Raw genomic sequence first — 18,694 nt, 5'->3', positions numbered from 1 at the left:
GAGGTCCGCCGCTCGCCCCTCAGCGGCTGAGGAGGGCGACGAGGTCGGTCGCGATGCGGTGCTCGACGTCGGCCGGGACGGGCTGCACGGCGGCGTCGAGGTCCGCGGTGACGACGACGGCGAGGCTCCGGGCCTGCAGGGTCAGGCCGAGGTCCATCGCCTGGATCGGGTTGCCGCCGGCCGCGGTGAGGTTGATCATCCGGCCGTTCTCGAGGCGGATGATCCGCTTGCCGTTCTTCAGGCGGATGCCCTGCCGGCGCTGGCCGTCGGCGAACTCGGTGGTCGACTCGGTGGCGGCCGCGAGGGCCTCCTCGTCGATCTCCCACGGGAAGTGGCCGACGCCCGCGATCACGGCGCCGTCGGCGAACGCGTCGATCTCCGCCGCGCCGATGACGCCGGGTGCGCCGGTGGCGGTGAAGACGAACTGCGCGTCCGAGAGGACGTCGGCGACGGGTCCGACACGGTGGCCGCGGAGGATCGCCTGCAGCGAGCGGATCGGGTCGACGTCGGCGACGGAGACCCGCGCTCCGAGCTGCGCGAGGGTGTCGGCGACCCCGCGCCCGCACGGGCCGTAGCCGATGACCGCGGCGCGCGTGCCGGGGATCATGAGGTTCGTGGCGTTCATGAAGCCCTGGACGACGCTCTGGCCGACCCCGTACTCGTTCTCGACGATCAGCTTGAGGGGCGAGTCGTTGATGACGACGACCGGTCGCGGGAGGGTCGCGCTGTTCTCCCGCAGGCGGATGCCGCCGGTGGTGGTCTCCTCGGTACCGCCGAGGTAGTGGTCCGGGACGCCCGAGTTGATGAGCCGGAGAGTCAGGTCGGCGCCGTTGTCGAGGGTGAGATCGGGATCGTGCTCGAGCACCTTCTCGATGTTGCGGAGGTGCTCCGCCTCGCCGTCGCTCTGCTTCGTGTGCACGTGCACGCCGAGGGCGCGGAGGTCGTCGGCGACGTCGTCCTTCGTGGTTCCGGGCGAGCCCGTCAGAGCGATGTCCATTCCGGCCTCGACGAGGAGCGAGACGAGGGCGGCGGTCTTGGGCTCGACGTGGAGGCAGATCGCCAGCTTCTTCCCGGAGAGCACCGGAGCGAGCTCTCGGACCGCCTGCGCGGTGAGGGGCATGTGGTCGAGAGCCCAGCGGCTCGCCGGGTGGGAGAGGGAGGAGGTCATGGCGGGTCCTGTCTGGAGTGGGTGCGTGGGCGTCGGGTGGGGGCGTCGTGTCGCCGGCGGCGCGGGAGTCGAGTCAGGGCGCTCGGCCCCCGGCGGGCTGCCGCCGCGCCTGGCGTCGCGAGTGCGTCGAGTGCGCGGTCCTGCACGCGACGTCCTGAGGAGGCCGATCGCGGGGGAAGGCCGCGAGAGGCAGCACTCGCCTGCTCTCTGCGAGATGGAGCCTGAGGTGCATCTCCTCACGCTGGGCCGAGGTGGGCACGGCGCGGATCGTCATCGGTGAGGACACCAGCCCAGTCTGTCGACCCGGACGATCCCTCGCTCGGATGATCGTGCCCGGCGGCAGCACCTCGGGAGAGGTCGACCTGTCGTGCGGTGACATCCCGCGCGGACCGACAGGCGCGCCGCGTCCGCTCACCCTCCGGTGACTGGGCGAGGGGCATCGAAGAAGAGGTAGGACACGAGAGGATCGCGTGATGCTGGAACCACGCGGAGGCTCGGTCGCGAGCGCGGCCCGACGGAGCGCCACCGCTACCCTGACGCCATGCGCCGCAGCCTCGACGACCCTCTTCGGAACCGTGTCCGCACCGGCTCTCCGTCCGTCGCGTCCGTCTGATGGAGCGGCGACGGGCGGACCGCTCGGAGCCGGTTCGCGAGTTCCGGCCCTCGAGGGCCCGGCAGAAGAACGAGTCGCGACGGCTGAGGCCCGTCGCCGTCCTCCCCGCGCTGGTCCTGCTGGCGGGGAGCGTCTGGGGAGTCGTGATCGCCGACGACCGCGGTGCCGCGCTGGCCGTCTACCTCGGGCTGTTCGGCTTCGCCACCGTGGTGGCTCTGGTGATCGTCGGAGTGCTGGCGCTCCGCAACCGGCGGTTCCTCGCCACCGCGTCGCTCCGGATCTCGGACCGGGCGATCGAGTGCACGGACGCTCGAGGCAGGGTCGTGACCTTCGAGCGGGCCGACCCGTCGGTGAAGGCGCTGCTCGCATGGGTGCCCGCCGGCCCCAACAGTGAGGGGATCGATCTGCCGCCGTCGCTCATCCTGTTCTTGTCGGACGGAAGCCGGTCGCTGCGGCTCCGCGGGGCGGACTGGGAGCTCGAGGATCTGCGGGCCGTCGTCGCCGCCGTGACGACACCGCTCTCGCCGGCGGCGCGTGGCGTGCACACCGGTAGCCGGAGCGTGTGGGCGCGCCTGACCGGAGCCGCTCGTCGGCGGAAGATCGAGGCGCCGCCCGTCGCGGAGAAGACGCTCGGCCCCGCCGAGATCAACGAGCTGATCCCCGGGACGATGAGCTTCCGCGAGACCCGTCCGCTGACGTTCGCCCTCCTGATCGGGTTCGGCTCGGTGGCTCTCGTGCTGGGCCTCGTCGTCGGCGTCGCCTTCGTGGTGGTGCCCGGGTAGCGGAGGAATTCGGCGCCGTGCCGGGGACCGCTGGGCGGGAGACGCGGGCGACGGGCCCACGCTCCCGACCGGCGACCTCTCCGGGGCGATCCTGCCCGCGCCCTAGGCTCCACGCATGACACTCACCCAGGACTCCGGTTGGATCTGGTTCGGACTCGCGATCGTCACCGCCGGTCTGGCCGAGCAGAAGGGCCGCTCGCGCTGGCGCTGGTTCGTGCTGGGGCTGCTGCTCGGGCCGATCGCGACGGCCCTCGTCGTGCTGTGGGCGCGACCGGAGGGCGGAGTGGCGACGGACGTGCGCTGGAACTTCGCGATCGGCGCCGGCGTCGCCGCGGCGGCGCTCGTCCTCGTCGCCGTGACCTCGGCCCTCTGGCTGCTGCTCATCCCTGCGGCGATCGCGGCGCTCGCCGCCGGTCTGCTCGCCTGGCTGAGCCGCCGCGTCCCCTACGAGGACCTGCCCCGCTGACGACCGCTAGAGGCTGGTCGAGCATCGGAACTCGAGATCTCGCGGCCCGAGGCGGCAGGCGCGTCACTCCTCGGACAGGGTCGATGACCTCGCGAGAGTCTGCCGGCCGCGGCGTCAGCGTTCCGGCCAGGCCTCCCACACTCGACTGAAGGGCGCGGTCAGCTGCTGCCCGTCGTGGCCGATCCTGTGATGCCCCCCGACGTCGTTGCTGTAGCCGCTCGACCAGCCGAGCTCACTGCCGCTCCCGATGCGGTAGCCGACGATGATGCCGTCCTTCCCGGCGGCGATGCTCTCCTCGTAGCGGCCCGCGACGACGTCGAAGACGGTGCGCTCGAGGTCGTCCGCGAGGGCGGTCCACTCGTCGTCGCAGGCGTCGCAGCCGCAGACGGGGTAGTTGAAGCGGTGCAGTGCTCCGGCGTGGAGGAGGACGCCGGGGAAGACGGTCCAAACGATCGTCAGAGGTGCGGCGTCGACCGACCGCGGCGTCACGCGGACGGCGCGGGCGGCCCAGGAGATCTCCGCTTCGTCTCGTGAGGCCAGGGCCGGGTCGTCCTCGACCGTGACGTCGTAGGTGCGCTCGAGGTGCTCGAGCAGGGCGTCCGCGACGGTGTGCAGCGGCTGGAAACGCTCGAGATCGCTCGTGACGGAGTAGCTCTCGTCCGGAGGCGACTCACCCAGCCAGCGAGTGCCGTAGGGGATGGGTCGGCCGTCCTCGCCGATGAAGACGCGGTCCGCGACAGCCGGTCGAGCGTAGTCCGTCATGGACGAGAGGGTACGACGCGAGCCGTCCCGCCGTCAGGTCGGCGACTTCCTGCCGACGGGTGCCGCGCCACCCAGCCGCACGTCCCCCTCCGGATACGCGTCGTGCGAGAAGCACAGCCGCACCCCCGCCGCCTCCACACCCTCGAGCAACTCGGACGTCCGCTCGTGCGCCCGCGCGTCGTCGCTGATGAACCGCGGCAGCCGGCGCAGGCGCCCGGACCAGCCGAGGAACTCCCGCCCCCACGCCGCGTCTCCGGCCACGAGCACGCGCCCCTCGACGAGCACCCCCAGGTGACCGCGTGCGTGCCCCGGGAGCGGCACCACGAGCAGCGACCCGTCGCCGAACAGGTCGAATCCGGTCAGCCCCTTGATCGTCGTCGCGGGCTGCTCGTCCGCCACGATCCCGGCCTCGAACCACGGCGGCAGCAGCGCGCGGAAGATCCCCTCGCGCACGCGGTTCCGCCGCACGGAGGCGACCTGGCCCGAGGACAGCACGAACGTCGCGTCCGGGAACCAGCGCATACCGCCCACGTGGTCCGGGTGCAGGTGCGTGAGCACCACGAACTCCACGTCGGCCGGGGTCAGGCCGAGGGCGAGCAGCCGCTGGTCGACGGTCTCGTCGTCCGGCACCGTCGCGGGCAGGATCCGCTCGTACAGCCGTCCGACGAGGCCTGTCCCGCGGAACGTCGGCGGGTAGCCCGTGTCCACGAGCACCCGCCGGCCGCTCGCGTGCGTGTAGAGGAAGACGTTCGATGGGAAGACGCGGCGGGGGAGCCCCTTCCCGCGGAACACCCGGGACAGCGGGAAGACGGTGCTCCCGCACGCCATCACCTGCAGCGACGACTCAGCCACGCGACCTCCTCAAGTGCTCGCCGACCCGGCGGATGCCCTCGGACAGCGGCACGGTCGGCTCGTAGCCGAGCTCGGTCCGCGCCCGCGAGATGTCGAGGGTCTGGGCGTAGGCGAGGGTCGCCACGGTGTAGCGGGTGAACGGCGGCTCGCGGCCGGGCAGCAGCCGGTAGACCCGCTCCAGGATCTCGGCGAGCGCGGTCAGCACGCGCAGGTCCACCCGGATGAAGCGCGGCTCCTCGCCCATCGCGGCGAAGAAGCGCTCGAGGAGGTCGCCGAGCGGAGCGGGCTCGCCGTTGGTGATGTTGTAGACGCCGCCGTCGGCCACGGGAGCGTCGGCGGCGAGCACCAGCGCGTGCGCGGCGTTCTCGACGCAGGTGATGTCGACGGGGTTCCGGCCGCCGTCGAAGAGGGGGATGCCGCGGCGGCGACTGGCCGCGACGAAGCGGGGGAGGAGGCTGGGGTCGCCGACGCCGATCAGGCCGCGGGGGCGCAGGATCACGAGCTCGGGGATCCGGCCGGCGCGGTGCGCCTCCTGCAGCAGCCGCTCGGCCTCGATCTTGCTGCGGATGTAGAGGCTCATCCGGCTGCCGGTGTCGACCGCCTCCTCCCGCACCAGGTACTGGTGGCGCCGGGCGGAGTAGATGCTCGGCGACGAGACGAAGACGAAGCGGCGGATCCCGCAGCGCTCGGCCAGCGCGATCATCGCCTCCGTCCCCGCGACGTTCGCGCGCTCGAACTCGCTCCACGTGCCCCACGGGCTCGACAGAGCGGCGGCGTGCACGAGCACGTCGGCCTCGACGTCCGTCGCGCCCAGCTCGGCGAGGTCGGCGCGGAGGACCGTGGCGCCCTCCTCCTCCAGCCGCGCCAGCGCCTCGGGGGCGCGACCGGTGGCGAGCACGTCGTCGCCCGCGGCCAGGAACTCGCGCACCGCGTAGCCGCCGAGGAAGCCCGTCGCCCCGGTGATCAGCACGCGGCGCCGGCGCTCAGCGGACATCGACGACCTCCAGCCCGCGCTTGCGGCCCCAGTACCAGAGCAGGATCCCCAGGTACCCGAGCGCCTTGCCCTTCCGGATCGACATCAGCACGACCGCGTCCTTGTCGAGCAGCGCCTCGCTCCGCCCGATCACCTGGCAGACCTTCAGGTGCAGCTCCAGGTCCTCGTCGGTGTCGTCGATGCTCGAGCGCGGGAAGCCGTCGACCTGGAGGTACAGCGCGGCGTCGATCGCGAGGTTGCAGCCGGCGGCCATGAACATCCGGTACCGCTGGCCGGGGCGGCGGTAGAAGACGCCCGGGGCGTGCTCCATCAGGCGGATCAGCGCGGTGCCGAGCACGCCGTCGTACCAGCGGTAGACGGCTTCGTCCCGCCGCGGGGACAGGCGGCCGCCGACGAAGCGGGCGCCGCCGCGGAGGTCGGCCTTGAGGCGCGCCACCCAGTCGGCGCTCGGCAGGCAGTCGGCGTCCGTGCGGGCGACGGCCGTCGCGCCCTCGGCGATCGCGTGGCGGAAGCCGGTGTCGGAGGCGGCTCCCGTGCCCTTCTGCGCCTCGTCGATCACGGCGACCTGCCGCTCCGGGCACCGGCGGCGGAACTCCTCGATCACGGCGCGCGAGCCGTCGGTGCTGCCGTTGTCGACGAGCAGGAGGGTGAAGTCCGGATCGGTCTGGCGGGCGAGCGCGTCGAGGGCGCCGCCGAGCAGCTTCTCCTCGTCGAGGAAGGGCACGACCACCCAGAAACCGCGCGCGTCCATCCGTCCCCCGCTCCGGGACCATGGTGTCGGCGGGGGCCCGTGCCGTCAAACCGCGCCGAACAGTGCGCGCGGAGGTGCAGAGGCGCGCTATACAGGGATTCGCTCCGCACGTCCCGGGGCAGGAAGGGGCCCGCGTGCCCGACCTCCTCCCGCTCCGCGTCCTCGGCACGGGCGAAGCGCTGCCCGAGCGGATCGTCACGACCGCCGAGGTCGCCGCGCTCTGCGGCCTGCCCGCCGACGAGGCCGAGCGCCGCTCCGGCGTGCGCACCCGCCACTGGGTCACCGACGACGAGGACCCGCTGGAGCTCGGCCTGCTCGCCGCCCGTCGGGCGCTCGCGGCGGCCGGGCTCGACACGGTCGACGTGGTGCTCAACGCCTCGGGCACTCAGCTGCAGGCGATCCCGGACGGAGGCGCGCTGCTCGCGGCGGGACTCGGCCTCGACGACGTCTCGGCGTACAGCGTCGGCGCCACCTGCCTGTCGTTCCTCTTCGCTCTGCAGGAGGCGGGATTCCTCCTCGCCACGGGTCGCGCCGACACCGTGCTCATCGTCTCGACCGACTGCGGCAGCCGCGGCATCGACCCGGGCCAGCCCGAGAGCGCCCTGCTCTTCGGCGACGCGGCCGCCGCCGTCGTGATCGGACGCGCCGAGACTCCGGGGCAGGGCCTGGTCACCACGCACTTCCGCACCCGCCCGAGCGGTGTGCGCCACGCGGAGCTGCGCGGCTTCGGCTCGCGGATCCGGATCGAGGAGGCGCAGGACCGGCTCGCCGACTTCCGCTTCGACATGCAGGGCAAGGCGCTGCTCGTCGACGCGCTGCGGCACTTCCCGGCGTTCCTCGAGGAGGTGCGGCCCGGCCTCTCGACCGGGCTCCCCGGCATCGACCGCGTGGTCCCGCACCAGACCAGCGCGGCCGGGCTCGAGGGCATGGCCCGCCTCTGGGGCCGCGACCGGATGACGATCACGCTCGGCGAGGTCGGCAACACGATCGGCAGCGCGATCCCGCTGGCCCTGCACCGCTCGCGCGTGCGGCCGGGGGAGTCGGTGCTGCTGGTGGGCACGGGCGCGGGCACGCACTACGGCGCGGTGGTCCTGCAGGCGTGAGCGGTGGCAGCGCCTAGCCGAGGAGCGACAGGGCCGAGAGGCCGAGGAACGGCGCCATCACCACGAGGCAGACCGCGGCGGAGCGACCGAACCCGTGGGAGGAGTCCCGCCCGCCGACCAGACGGGCGAGCAGCCCTGTGACCAGCGGCGGGAGCAGGAACAGCAGCAGCCACGGAGCCAGGACCTCCGCGCGCGGCGCCGTCCAGTCGGGCTGGTCGTCGCGGTCGAGCGGAGGGAGCCGCACGAGGAGGAACGCGGCCGTGAGGACGATCGCGGGGAGGACCGACAGGCAGGTGAGCGTGATCGCGGTGAACCTCGCCCCGTCGTCCCGGGAGTACCGGGCACGGTCGGGGTCGGGCGCGGGCCCCCGATCGGTGTCCTCGTCCCAGCCCGGACTGCTGAATCGGATGCGTCCCATCAGGCGATCATGCCGTTCCGGAGCGGGGTCGCGTTGCGGCCGACGAGACCTCCGTCATCCCCGCCGCTCGACCAGCGCCCGCAGCGCATCGCGGACGAACCGGGCGCCGGCGACTCCGCCGTAGTGCGCCGCGAACCGCTCGTCGTCGACGTACATCTCGCCGAGCCCGAGCAGGTACTCGTCGCTCGGGCCGCCGGTCGCGTCGCGGGGCGTGCCCGGCACCTCGGCGAGCCAGGCGCGGTGCCGCTCGGCCAGCGCGAGCGCCTCCTCCCCGGTCGGATCCGCCCCGCTCGCCGCCACGGCGGTCCACGCGTCGGCGAGGTCCGCCTGCCGCCGCTGCCACTGCTCGCGGTCCTCCGCGCTCATCGAGCGCCACCAGCGGTCGCCGTCGGCGTACGCCGGGGCGCCCCAGCGGCGCTCCACTTCCTCGCGGTGCTCCGCGTGGTCGAACCCGTCGAACATCTCCTCGGCCATCGGCCCGTTCCCTTCTCTCATCGTGGTGATCGTCCCGGCGACCGCCCGGATGCGGCGGTCGAGCCGTCGGCGCTCCTCCTGGAGCACGTCGAGGTGCCGCTCGAGAGCGGCCACCGGCTCCGCGTCGCGCCGCAGGATCCGCCCGATCTCGGGCAGTCCGAGACCGAGGTCGCGCAGCAGCAGGATCCGCTGCAGCGTCACGAGCGCGGCGCCGTCGTAGTAGCGGTAGCCGTTCGCGCCCAGCCGGCTGGGCGGCAGCAGCCCCTCGGCCCCGTAGTGCCGCAGCGTCCGGCTGGTCGTACCGGCCAGCCGCGCCACCTCGTGCACGGTCCACTCCTGCTCCACAGCGCCCTCCGTCTCCGCGTCGCCAGTGACTTCGGCGGCGATGGAAGCGACGGTACGGGTTGACGCAGCGTCAACGTCAAGCGGCGGGGACGGATCCGCTAACCGGCGCCGATCCTGCGCGTTCCCACCCGGAGGACGAGCTCGGTCACCGGCATCGCGGCGATCGAGCAGCAGGCGGCGGGCACCACGGTCAGCAGCGCGACGACGGCGTCCGTCCCGTCGCCCGGGTCGGTCCACGCCGCGATCGAGACCACGATCCAGGCGATCGCGAGGATGCAGACCGTAGAAGCGGTCCAGAGGACCGGCCAGGGCGCGCGACCCCGTCCCGCGGAGTAGGGGAGCCCGCCGACAGCCGCCGTCACGGCGGTCGCCAGAAGCGCTCGGGCCAGCGGGAGGAGCAGCTCGCCGGCGTCCCGGCCGGTGTCGAGGGAGGACAGGGCGAACAGGACCGAGGTCGTCGCGAGCGAGAGGACGCCGGCGACGGCGACGAGCGTCAGCAGGGTCCGGATCAGGAGCCTCACCGGTCGCCCCCGGCGAGGAACGCGCCGCGCTCCTCCAGCAGCCGCCGCAGGTGCCGGTCGAGCACCAGCCGCTCCGCGATCCGCCCGAGGACGCCGAGCGGGGCGGAGTACTCGAGCCGGTCGATCATCACGGAGCCGGAGCCGTCGGGCTCGAAGCGGTGCTCGTGGCAGAACGTCGCGAAGGGCCCGCGGGTCTGCTCGTCGACGAAGGAGTGCGGGGCGTCGAACGCGGTGACGGTGCTGGTCAGCCGGAGCGGGACGCCGAAGTGCCGGGCGCTCCAGGTCACGTGCTCGCCGAGCCCGATCAGCCCGGTGGTCGTCCCGGACACCGCGCGCTCGCGAGCGCCGGCCTGCGAGCGCATGTGCAGGTCGATGTCGCGCGCCCGGTCGAACATCTCGGCGGCCGGGCGGGCGGAGCGGGTCACGACCTGGAGGAGCACGGTGTCGATCCTGCCCGCCGCGCCTGCAGCCGGCCGCGGACGCGCCGGTCCGCCCGCCTCACCAGCTCGTCACCACGGTCCGCGTGATCACCCACCCCTCGTCGCGGCGGACGAGGCGGCTCGTCAGCTGGAGCCGCCAGGTCGCGTGCAGGCGGCCGATGGTCGCCTCGGTGATGGTGCGGGAGGTGAGCACCGGGTGCGCGGCGCCGCCCGAGAGGGCGCTCTCGACGTGGTCGATCTCGTGGTACTCCTTGCGCGCCTCGTCGATGTCGGCGAGCCACTCCTCCCGCGACTGCACCAGGCCGGTCGGGTGCTCGATCACGAAGCGCTCGTCGAGCAGCGCCTCGAGCGCGGGCAGGTCCACCAGCTCCAGCGCATCGAAGAGGGCGGCGTGCACCGCGGTCGGGCCGTCGTCCTCCAGCTCGTCGCGCATGCCGGCGGTCCCGTCGCCGCTCATGCCGGCGGTCCCGTCGTCGCGCGGCGGACGAGCTGCGTCGGCAGCTGCACGTGCAGCGAGCGCGGCTCGCGCCCGGCCATCAGGGCGATCAGCATCTCGGCGGCGGTCGCTCCGAGCGTCTGCATCGGCTGGCGGACGGTGGTCAGCGGCGGATCGAAGCGGGCGGCCTCGGGCACGTCGTCGAAGCCGATCACCGACAGGTCATGCGGCACGGCGAGGCCCAGGTGCGCGGCGGTCTCGATGATCGCCAGCGCCGAGACGTCGTTGGCGGCGAAGACCGCGGTCGGGCGGTCGGGCAGCGACAGGAGCGAGGAGGCGGGCCGCCGGGCGGTGTCGCGGTGGTAGTTGCCCACCCGCAGCAGGCGCTCGTCGAAGGCGATGCCGGCCTCCGCCAGCGCCGCCCGGTAGCCGGCCTCCCGCAGCCGCGCCGAGCGCAGGTCGCCGCGGCCCGCGACGAAGCCGATGCGGCGGTGCCCGAGGGCGACGAGGTGGCGGGTGGCGAGCAGGGCGCCGCCGAAGTTGTCGGACTCGACGGTCGGCAGGTCGGCGCGGCCGGTGTGCGGGTCCACGGCGACGAGCGGGATGTCGGAGGGCGCGCTCACCACGCTCGGCGTCACCATGATCGCCCCGTCGATGAGGGTGCCGCTGAGCCGGCTGAGCGAGCGCCGCTCCCAGCCCTCCTGCTCGCCCTCGTGGGAGCCGGAGTAGGCGAGCAGGTCGAACCGCGACTCCGCCAGCACCGACCCCACGCCCTTCAGGATCTCGGCGCTGAACGGCTCGAACCCCGCGACGAGCACGCCGATCACGCCCGTGCGCCGGGAGCGCATGCTGCTCGCGACGAGGCTCGACTCGTAGCCGAGCTCGCGCACGACCTCGAGCACGCGGGTGGCGGTGGAGGGGGCGATGCCGTAGCGGCCGTTCACGGCCTTGGACACCGTCGCCACCGAGACGCCGGCGGCAGCGGCGACGTCGTGGATGGTCGGTCGGGTGGTCATGTGGCCGACTGTAACCCGTGCTTCGAAAACCATTTCGAAAACGTTTGACCACTTTCGCAAGCACTGCGGACACTGACTCCACCCGCGAAGGCGGGAACCCCCACGGCGCCGGTGCACCAGGCGGCGCCCTCGATGAAGAGAACGGTTGGACGATGAAGTTCAGGAAGATCGCAGTGGCGACAGCAGCCCTGCTCGGCACGGTCGCGGCCCTCACCGGCTGCTCGGCTCAGGACTCGGGATCGAGCGACGGCACCGTCGCGATGACCCTCTGGCAGAACTCGACCACGGGCCCCGGCCAGGAGTTCTGGGACAAGACGATCGCGGACTTCGAGGCCGCGAACCCCGGAGTGACCATCGAGTCGCAGGCCATCCAGAACGAGGACCTCGACGGCAAGCTCCAGACGGCGCTCAACTCGGGCGACGCCCCCGACGTCTTCCTCCAGCGCGGAGGCGGCAAGCTCGCCGCCATGGTCGCGGGCGGACAGCTGAAGGACCTCACCGACGGCATCTCGGACCAGGCGCGCAGCGAGATCCCCGAGGGCTCGTTCTCGGCGAACACGCTCGACGACAAGGTCTGGGCGATGCCGGTCGCCGTCCTCCCGGGCGGCCTGTTCTACAGCCAGGACGTCTTCACGGCGGCGGGAGTCACCGAGACGCCGAAGACCATCGACGAGCTCGACTCGGCGATCACGAAGATCAAGGGCAGCGGAGCCCAGGCCGTCGCGCTCGGCGCGAAGGACGCCTGGCCCGCCGCGCACTGGTACTACTTCTTCGCGCTGCGCGAGTGCAGCGCCGACACCATGGCCGAGGCGGCCGACACCAAGGACTTCTCGGACGACTGCTGGGTCCGCGCGGGCGAGGACCTGCAGGACTTCGCGGCGACCGAGCCGTTCAACGAGGGCTTCCTCACCACCGCCGCCCAGCAGGGCGCGGGCAGCTCGGCCGGACTCCTCGCCAACCACCAGGCGTCGATGGAGCTCATGGGCGCGTGGGACCCGGGCGTGATCGCCTCCCTCACCCCCGACGAGAAGCCGCTGCCCGACCTGGGCTGGTTCCCCTTCCCCGAGATCGACGGCGGCGACGGCGAGGCCGGCGCGATCATGGGCGGTGTCGACGGCTACTCCTGCTCCGCGGGCGCTCCCGACGAGTGCGTCGACTTCCTCAACTACCTGGCCACCTCCGACGTGCAGAAGGAGTACTACGCGGCCTTCAACGCGCCCCCGGTGAACACCGTGGCGCAGGAGGCGGTCACCGAGCCGTACCTGCAGCAGATCCTCGAGGCCTACAACTCGGCCCCGTACGTCTCGCAGTGGCTCGACACCGTCTACGGCCTCAACGTCGGCAACGCGCTGAACGTCGGAGTCGTCGACCTGCTGGCCGGCAAGAGCGACCCCGAGCAGCTGGTCGAGGCCGTCAACGCCGCCGCGGCGAAGGCCTAGCCACCATGGCACTCCGCGAGAGCCCGCTCCTCGGAGTGGATGAGCCCCGCGGGACCGCGCGCACCGGAGGCGTCACCTCGACGCCTCCGGTGCGCCGGCGCCGCCGCAGCGTGGGCTGGGCGGGGCGCTTCGAGATCGCGCTCCTGGTCGGCCCGGCGCTGATCGTCTTCCTCGCCTTCGTGATCTTCCCGGTCGTGATGGCGGCCTACTACGGCTTCTTCAGCTGGCAGGGCTACGGAGTGCCGACGGACTTCGTCGGCTTCCGCAACTACCTGACGATCCTGCAGGACCCCACCTTCCACGACGCCCTCGCGCACAACGGCATCATCGTGGTGCTCTCGCTCGTGCTCCAGGGGCCGGTCGCGATCCTCCTGGCGCTGCTGCTGAACCGCAAGCTGCGCGGGCAGTCGATCATCCGCGTCCTGATCTTCGTGCCGTACGTGATCTCGGAGGTCGTCGTCGGCACCGGCTGGAGCCTGATGCTCCAGACCAGCGGCGCGGTCAACGGCCTGCTCGAGAAGGTCGGCCTCGGCGCGCTGAAGCAGGACTGGCTCTCGGATCCGGCGATCGCGATCTGGACGCTGATGCTGATCATCACGTGGAAGTACATCGGCTTCGCCGTGATCCTCTTCCTCGCGGGTCTGCAGGGCATCCCCGAGGAGCTGTCCGAGGCCGCGGCCATTGACGGCGCCTCCTACTGGCAGGTGCAGCGGCGGATCACCCTGCCCCTGCTCGCGCCGACCCTGCGGATCTGGGCGTTCCTGTCGATCATCGGCGCACTGCAGCTGTTCGACCTCGTCTACATCATCTGGGGCCAGTACGTGTCCTCGACCGCGGGCACCTCGACCATGGCGATCTACCTGGTCACCAACGGCCGCAACGCCGGCAACTACGGGTACGGGAACGCCGTCGCGGTGGTCCTGTTCCTGATCTCGCTCGTGGTGGCGCTGCTCTACCAGCGCTTCGTGCTCCGGCGCGACACGGCGGGCGCACTGACGGGAGACAAGCGATGACCGGCACGACGATGACGGCCCCGCCGATCACTCCGGAGACCCCTCGGCCTCTCGCGGTGAAGCGGCGTCGTCAGCCCCTGGGCCGCGGCACCACGATCGCCTACGTCGTGGCGATCGTCGTGATCGCGCTGATGCTCGCCCCGGTGGCGTACATCATCCTCGGCGGCTTCCGCACGAACGCGCAGATCACCACCGACCCGGCGGGCCTGCCCTCGCCGTGGAACGTGCAGAACTACCTCGACGTGATCACCGGCGGCGTCTTCTGGCAGGAGGTCGGCAACTCCACCATCGCCGGCCTCGCGACGACGCTCGGCGTGGTCGTGCTCGGCCTGATGGCGAGCTACGTCCTGGCCCGCTACGACTTCACCGGACGCGGCGTGTTCTACGCGCTCTTCGCCGCCGGCCTGATGTTCCCGATGACCGTGGCGATCACTCCTCTCTACCTGGTGATCAAGAGCCTCGGCCTGATGAACTCGCTCGCCGGAGTGGTGCTGCCGCAGATCGCGTTCGGCCTGCCGACCACGATCATCATCCTGGTGCCGTTCCTCCGCGCGATCCCGGACGAGATCCAGGAGGCGGCCTTCATCGACGGCTGCAGCCGGATCGGCTTCTTCTTCCGGATGGTCGTGCGCCTGGCGATGCCCGGCGTGATCACCACGGGGATCCTCGCGTTCATCGCGAGCTGGAACAGCTACCTGCTGCCCCTGTTCATCCTCAACAACGAGTCCACCTTCACGCTCCCGCTCGGAGTGCAGGCGTTCTCGTCGCAGTACTCGGTCGACACGGCGAAGGTGCTCGCCTTCGTGTCGCTGTCGATGATCCCGGCGCTGATCTTCTTCAGCGTCTTCGAGCGCCGCATCGTCGGCGGGCTGACGGGGGCGGTGAAGGGATGAGCGGATCGCTCCGCCCGTCCGCCGCGTCCCCCGTCCCGTCCGCACCCGTCGCCCCACCCGCAGAGAGGGTCGCACCGTGACCGCACCGCACGCACCAGAGGACCCCCAGGCTCCGTCCGCCCGCACCACCGAGCTGCTGGGCCGGATGACGCTGGAGGAGAAGCTCTCCCAGCTGGTCGGCTACTGGGTCGACCAGGGCGGCGAGGTCGTCGCCCCGCTCGCCGGCGAGATGGCCACCTCGACCGGGTACGCCGAGGCGACCCGCGAGGGGATCGGCCAGCTGACCCGCGTCTACGGCACGCGCCCCGTCGATCCGCTCGAGCGCGCCCGGTGGCTGTGGGCGGAGCAGCGCCGACTCGTCGAGGAGACGCGGCTGGGCATCCCGGCGATCGTCCACGAGGAGTGCCTGACCGGGCTCGCCGCCTGGCAGGCCGCGACGTTCCCGACTCCGCTCGCCTGGGGAGCCTCGTTCGACCCGGAGCTCGTGGCCGAGCTCGGCGCCGTGATCGGCGGCTCGATGCGCGAGCTCGGGATCCACCAGGGCCTGGCGCCCGTGCTCGACGTGATCCGCGACCCCCGCTGGGGCCGGGTCGACGAGTGCATCGCCGAGGACCCGTACGTCGTCGGCACGATCGGGACCGCGTACGTGCAGGGGCTGCAGTCCACCGGCGTCGACGCGACGCTGAAGCACTTCATCGGCTACTCCGCCTCCCGCGGCGGCCGCAACCACGCGCCGGTGCACGCCGGACCGCGCGAGATCGCGGACGTGCTGCTGCCGCCGTTCGAGATGGCGATCCGCGACGGGGGCGCCCGCTCGGTGATGAACTCCTACGCCGAGATCGACGGGGACCCGGTCGGAGCGACGCCCGCCTACCTCACGGGCGTGCTGCGCGAGCGCTGGGGCTTCGACGGCGTGGTCGTCGCCGACTACTTCTCCGTCGCGTTCCTCCACCTCATGCACGCGGTCGCCGCCGACCTGGGCGAGGCGGCCGAGCTGGCGCTCGCCGCGGGGATCGACGTGGAGCTGCCCACGGGCGACGCGTTCCTCGCGCCGCTGGCCGCGCGCATCCGGGCCGGGGAGGCCGACGAGGCGCTCGTCGACCGGGCCGTGCTGCGGGTGCTCGCGCAGAAGGAGCGTCTCGGCCTGCTCGACGCGCGCTTCGACGACGCCCCCGAGTCGATCGACCTCGACTCGCCGGCCCACCGCGACATCGCCCGCCGGCTGGCCGAGGAGTCGGTGGTTCTGCTCGCGAACGACGGCGTCCTGCCGCTCGCTGCGCCGCGCCACCTCGCGCTGATCGGCCCCAACGCCGACAGCGCGCCCGCGCTCATGGGCTGCTACTCCTTCGCCAACCACGTGCTGGCGCACCACCCGGGCGTGCCGCTGGGCTTCGAGATCCCGACGGTCGCCGACGCGCTGGCGGACGAGTTCGGGTCGGCCGAGCTGCTGCTCGCCGAGGGCTGCTCGGTCGAGGGGGACGACGACTCCGGGATCGCCGAGGCGGTCCGGGCGGCCGCCGACTCCGATGTGGCGATCGTGGTCGTCGGCGACCGGGCGGGCCTGTTCGGCCGCGGCACGGTCGGCGAGGGCAACGACGTCGAGAGCCTCGAGCTCCCGGGCCGCCAGCGCGAGCTGGTCGAGGCCGTCGTGGCGACGGGGACCCCGGTCGTGCTCGTGCTGCTGACCGGCCGCCCCTACGCCGTGGGCTGGGCGCTCGACGGGCCGTCGGCTCCGGCCGCCGTGCTGCAGGCTTTCTTCCCGGGGGAGGAGGGCGCCGGCGCGATCGCGGGCGTCGTCTCGGGACGGGTCGACCCCTCCGGCCACCTGCCGGTCTCGCTGCCGCGCTCGGCCGGGGCGCAGCCGTTCTCGTACCTGCACCCGATCCTCGGCGGGCCGTCGGACGTGACCTCCGCCGACAGCACGCCGGTGCGGCCGTTCGGCCACGGCCTCTCGTACACGGCCTTCGCCCGGACGGAGCTGGCGGTCGAGGAGTCCGCCCCGACGGACGGCTCCTTCACGGCGACCGTGCGCGTCCGCAACACGGGCGAGCGGGCGGGCATCGACCTGGTGCAGCTGTACGCCCGCGACGTGTTCGCGAGCGTGACCCGGCCGGTGGCGCAGCTGCTCGGCTACGCGCGGGTCGCGCTCGAGCCCGGCGAGGAGGCGGAGGTCCGCTTCGAGGTCCCGGCCGCGCGCCTGGCCTTCACCGGACGCGAGGGCGTGCGGATCGTCGAGCCCGGCCGCGTCGAGCTGTGGGTGGGCCCGGACTGCGCGACGCGCGAGACGGAGACTGCGCTCGAGCTGGTCGGCCCGGCCGCCGCGATCGACGCCTCGTCGCAGCGCCTCGTCGGCACGCGGGTCCAGCGGGCGGGAGCGGGCGTCCCGGCCTGACCCCGTCCACAACGCAGGAAGAATCGCTCCGGTGGCCCGTGGATCCGCGGATCCCGGTGCCCGCGGGGCGATCCTTCCTGCAGTGTGCACACGACGCGGCTCCGGCACCGCTCTGGCGCGGCTCGGGCGGGCGCGGCAGGCTGGGGGGATGAGCGATGACGCGAAGCAGACCCTCCTCCGCTACCTGCAGGAGGGGCGCGACGCCCTGCTGCAGAAGCTCGACGGGCTCGACGAGTATGACGTGCGGCGGCCGCTGGTGGCGACGGGCACGAACCTGCTCGGCCTGGTGAAGCACGTGGCGGGCACCGAGGCGGGCTACCTCGGCGCCGTGTTCGGGCGGCCGTTCCCGGAGCCGATGCCGTGGATGGAGGACGAGTCGGAGCCGAACTCGGACATGTGGGCGACGGCCGACGAGTCCCTGGCCGACGTCGTCGCGCTGTACCGCCGCGTGTGGGCCCACTCCGACGCGACGGTCGCGGCCCTCCCGCTCGACGCTCCCGGGCAGGTCCCCTGGTGGACGAACCGCGACGTGACGCTGCACCGGATCCTCGTCCACATCACCGCGGAGACGCACCGGCACGCCGGCCACGCCGACATCGTCCGCGAGCTGATCGACGGGCGGGTCGGGCTCCGGACGCCGGGCGACAACCTCCCGCCGGTGCCGGAGGAGTGGTGGCCGGAGTACCGGGAGCGCCTCGAGTCGCTGGCGCGCGCCGTGCGCGACCGGGGCTGACGTGCCGGCGTCCGTCGGCACCGCGGTCACGCCGGCACGCGCGGCGCGGCTGCTCGACGAGCTCGATCCCGCGACGGAGGCGGCGCTCGACGCGGCTCTCGGAGGTCGCGGTCGCGGCCGGGCCGCCCTGCAGCGGCGCCGCGACGGGGCGTCGCCGGAGGAGCGGAGGCAGCGGGCCGCGCTCGAGCGCCGGGCGTTCAGTGCGGAGGCGGACCCCGCGGCGCTCGCGGAGCTGGCACTGCTGCGCGCGCAGCTCCGCGAGCGGGAGGAGGCGCTCGACGCCGCGGTCGCGGGACTGGCCGCGTCCGTCGGGCCCGCAGCGGCCCAGGGCCGGATCGGCCGCGGGACGGCGAGCGGCCGGGGCGGGACGCGCCGTGACCGGACCGGCTGGGACGAGACCGGCCGGGACGAGGTCGGCCGTGACGAGACCGGCCGGGACGCGGCGCCCGGCTGGGGCGAGCGCAGTGAGACCACCGGAGGCGACGACTCCGACTCCCGCACCTCCGCCACGCCCCGACCGCGCCGCCGCCTCGGGGTGATCGCCGCCCTCGTCGCCGTGCTCGGGCTCGCCGCCCTCGGCACGGCCGCCTCCGTCGCGCTGGCCCCTCGCCCGTCGCTGGATGTCTTCACCGAGCCCTGGGCCGTCCCCGACGACGTCGCCACGCGCCCGCTGTCGACCCTCGCGAGCCTCCGCGTCTTCCACTGGGGGCCGACGCGCTACCTGGGCAGCATCGCCGGAGTCGACTACTTCGCCACCCTCAGCCTCGACTCCTTCTCGGCCGCGGAGCTCGCCGACGAGTCCGTCTGCCTCTACGGGCTCGCGCGCTCCGACGGCGACGTCGTCGTCACGGACTGCGCGGCGACCGCGGACTTCGTCGCGAGCGGCATGGCCCTCTCGCCCGACGACTACCAGGGCGACGCGGGCGGCGCCGGAGTCGCCTGGGGTCCGACCGGAGGGATCCGCTCGGCCGGCTGAGGCGGCTCCGCCCGACTCCACCGGGCCCGCCCGCCGTCCCCGAGCAGCCCGCCGCGCGTGCCGGCGTGACCGCGGTGCCGACGGACGCCGGCACGTCAGCCCCGGTC

At 73.2% G+C, this 18,694-nt stretch carries 20 protein-coding genes; 9 read left to right on the top strand and 11 right to left on the bottom strand.

The features are described 5' to 3' along the window. Positions 1-19: 19 nt before the first annotated feature. Positions 20-1,168 (bottom strand): adenosylhomocysteinase, encoded by a 1,149-nt coding sequence (locus C5C56_RS10380; protein ID WP_104319549.1) that lies wholly within the window; start codon positions 1,166-1,168, stop codon positions 20-22. A gap of 612 nt (positions 1,169-1,780) precedes the next feature. Here C5C56_RS10380 and C5C56_RS10375 point away from each other — a divergent pair. Both C5C56_RS10375 and C5C56_RS10370 read left to right on the top strand, forming a co-directional pair. Continuing rightward, on the top strand, positions 1,781-2,563 hold the full coding sequence (locus C5C56_RS10375) for a hypothetical protein (protein WP_104319548.1): 783 nt from the start codon (positions 1,781-1,783) through the stop codon (positions 2,561-2,563). 115 nt (positions 2,564-2,678) lie between these two features. Further along, positions 2,679-3,029: a hypothetical protein gene (locus tag C5C56_RS10370; RefSeq protein ID WP_104224914.1), complete on the top strand. Its 351-nt coding sequence runs from the start codon at positions 2,679-2,681 to the stop codon at positions 3,027-3,029. A 114-nt stretch (positions 3,030-3,143) separates the two neighbouring features. On the opposite strand, the gene C5C56_RS10365 is transcribed toward C5C56_RS10370, so the two are convergent. From C5C56_RS10365 to C5C56_RS10350, 4 genes are read right to left on the bottom strand one after another with little or no spacing between them, the layout of a single operon-like run. Continuing rightward, positions 3,144-3,791 (bottom strand): DUF6226 family protein, encoded by a 648-nt coding sequence (locus C5C56_RS10365; protein ID WP_104319547.1) that lies wholly within the window; start codon positions 3,789-3,791, stop codon positions 3,144-3,146. 33 nt (positions 3,792-3,824) lie between these two features. Then, entirely contained in the window at positions 3,825-4,643 is an 819-nt protein-coding gene (locus C5C56_RS10360; RefSeq protein WP_104319546.1) for an MBL fold metallo-hydrolase, read from the bottom strand. Then, positions 4,636-5,637: an NAD(P)-dependent oxidoreductase gene (locus C5C56_RS10355; RefSeq protein ID WP_104319545.1), complete on the bottom strand. Its 1,002-nt coding sequence runs from the start codon at positions 5,635-5,637 to the stop codon at positions 4,636-4,638. The genes C5C56_RS10360 and C5C56_RS10355 overlap by 8 nt, the downstream gene beginning before the upstream one ends. Further along, entirely contained in the window at positions 5,627-6,388 is a 762-nt protein-coding gene (locus tag C5C56_RS10350) for a glycosyltransferase (protein WP_104261373.1), read from the bottom strand. The genes C5C56_RS10355 and C5C56_RS10350 overlap by 11 nt, the downstream gene beginning before the upstream one ends. A gap of 134 nt (positions 6,389-6,522) precedes the next feature. Here C5C56_RS10350 and C5C56_RS10345 point away from each other — a divergent pair, with 134 nt between their 5' ends. Then, entirely contained in the window at positions 6,523-7,491 is a 969-nt protein-coding gene (locus C5C56_RS10345) for a 3-oxoacyl-ACP synthase III family protein (RefSeq protein ID WP_219812206.1), read from the top strand. A gap of 13 nt (positions 7,492-7,504) precedes the next feature. Here the strand turns inward: C5C56_RS10345 and C5C56_RS10340 are convergent, their stop codons facing one another. The 6 genes from C5C56_RS10340 to C5C56_RS10315 form a co-directional block, all read right to left on the bottom strand. Then, positions 7,505-7,909, bottom strand: a complete 405-nt coding sequence (locus C5C56_RS10340) for a hypothetical protein (RefSeq protein WP_104288603.1) — start codon at positions 7,907-7,909, stop codon at positions 7,505-7,507. 54 nt (positions 7,910-7,963) lie between these two features. Next, on the bottom strand, positions 7,964-8,728 hold the full coding sequence (locus C5C56_RS10335) for a TipAS antibiotic-recognition domain-containing protein (protein ID WP_104319544.1): 765 nt from the start codon (positions 8,726-8,728) through the stop codon (positions 7,964-7,966). A 98-nt stretch (positions 8,729-8,826) separates the two neighbouring features. Further along, positions 8,827-9,249: a hypothetical protein gene (locus tag C5C56_RS10330; protein WP_104319543.1), complete on the bottom strand. Its 423-nt coding sequence runs from the start codon at positions 9,247-9,249 to the stop codon at positions 8,827-8,829. Beyond that, positions 9,246-9,689, bottom strand: coding sequence for an SRPBCC family protein (locus C5C56_RS10325; RefSeq protein ID WP_258065658.1), 444 nt, complete (start codon positions 9,687-9,689; stop codon positions 9,246-9,248). Before C5C56_RS10325 ends, C5C56_RS10330 begins: the two co-directional genes overlap by 4 nt. A 58-nt stretch (positions 9,690-9,747) precedes the next feature. Beyond that, complete coding sequence (locus tag C5C56_RS10320; RefSeq protein WP_104273750.1) at positions 9,748-10,146, bottom strand: nuclear transport factor 2 family protein; 399 nt, start codon at positions 10,144-10,146, stop codon at positions 9,748-9,750. Next, positions 10,143-11,141, bottom strand: coding sequence for a LacI family DNA-binding transcriptional regulator (locus tag C5C56_RS10315; protein ID WP_104224902.1), 999 nt, complete (start codon positions 11,139-11,141; stop codon positions 10,143-10,145). Before C5C56_RS10315 ends, C5C56_RS10320 begins: the two co-directional genes overlap by 4 nt. Before the next feature lie 152 nt (positions 11,142-11,293). Between C5C56_RS10315 and C5C56_RS10310 the strand changes: the two genes are divergently transcribed. From C5C56_RS10310 to C5C56_RS10285, 6 genes are all read left to right on the top strand, one after another. After that, a complete protein-coding gene (locus C5C56_RS10310) occupies positions 11,294-12,580 on the top strand; it encodes an ABC transporter substrate-binding protein (protein WP_104250419.1) in 1,287 nt (428 codons plus the stop codon). 5 nt (positions 12,581-12,585) lie between these two features. Beyond that, positions 12,586-13,593, top strand: coding sequence for a carbohydrate ABC transporter permease (locus C5C56_RS10305; RefSeq protein ID WP_104226347.1), 1,008 nt, complete (start codon positions 12,586-12,588; stop codon positions 13,591-13,593). After that, positions 13,590-14,486: a carbohydrate ABC transporter permease gene (locus C5C56_RS10300; RefSeq protein ID WP_104224899.1), complete on the top strand. Its 897-nt coding sequence runs from the start codon at positions 13,590-13,592 to the stop codon at positions 14,484-14,486. Before C5C56_RS10305 ends, C5C56_RS10300 begins: the two co-directional genes overlap by 4 nt. A 145-nt stretch (positions 14,487-14,631) precedes the next feature. Then, positions 14,632-16,878 (top strand): glycoside hydrolase family 3 N-terminal domain-containing protein, encoded by a 2,247-nt coding sequence (locus tag C5C56_RS10295; protein ID WP_104319542.1) that lies wholly within the window; start codon positions 14,632-14,634, stop codon positions 16,876-16,878. 148 nt (positions 16,879-17,026) lie between these two features. After that, a complete protein-coding gene (locus tag C5C56_RS10290; protein ID WP_104267648.1) occupies positions 17,027-17,611 on the top strand; it encodes a DinB family protein in 585 nt (194 codons plus the stop codon). 1 nt (position 17,612) lies between these two features. After that, positions 17,613-18,587, top strand: coding sequence for a hypothetical protein (locus C5C56_RS10285; RefSeq protein ID WP_104273754.1), 975 nt, complete (start codon positions 17,613-17,615; stop codon positions 18,585-18,587). Positions 18,588-18,694: the final 107 nt, after the last annotated feature.

The sequence above is a fragment of the Rathayibacter sp. AY1D1 genome (assembly GCF_002932635.1).
In the GTDB taxonomy this organism is placed as follows: domain Bacteria; phylum Actinomycetota; class Actinomycetes; order Actinomycetales; family Microbacteriaceae; genus Rathayibacter.
This window is presented reverse-complemented; position numbering and strand designations above follow the sequence as displayed.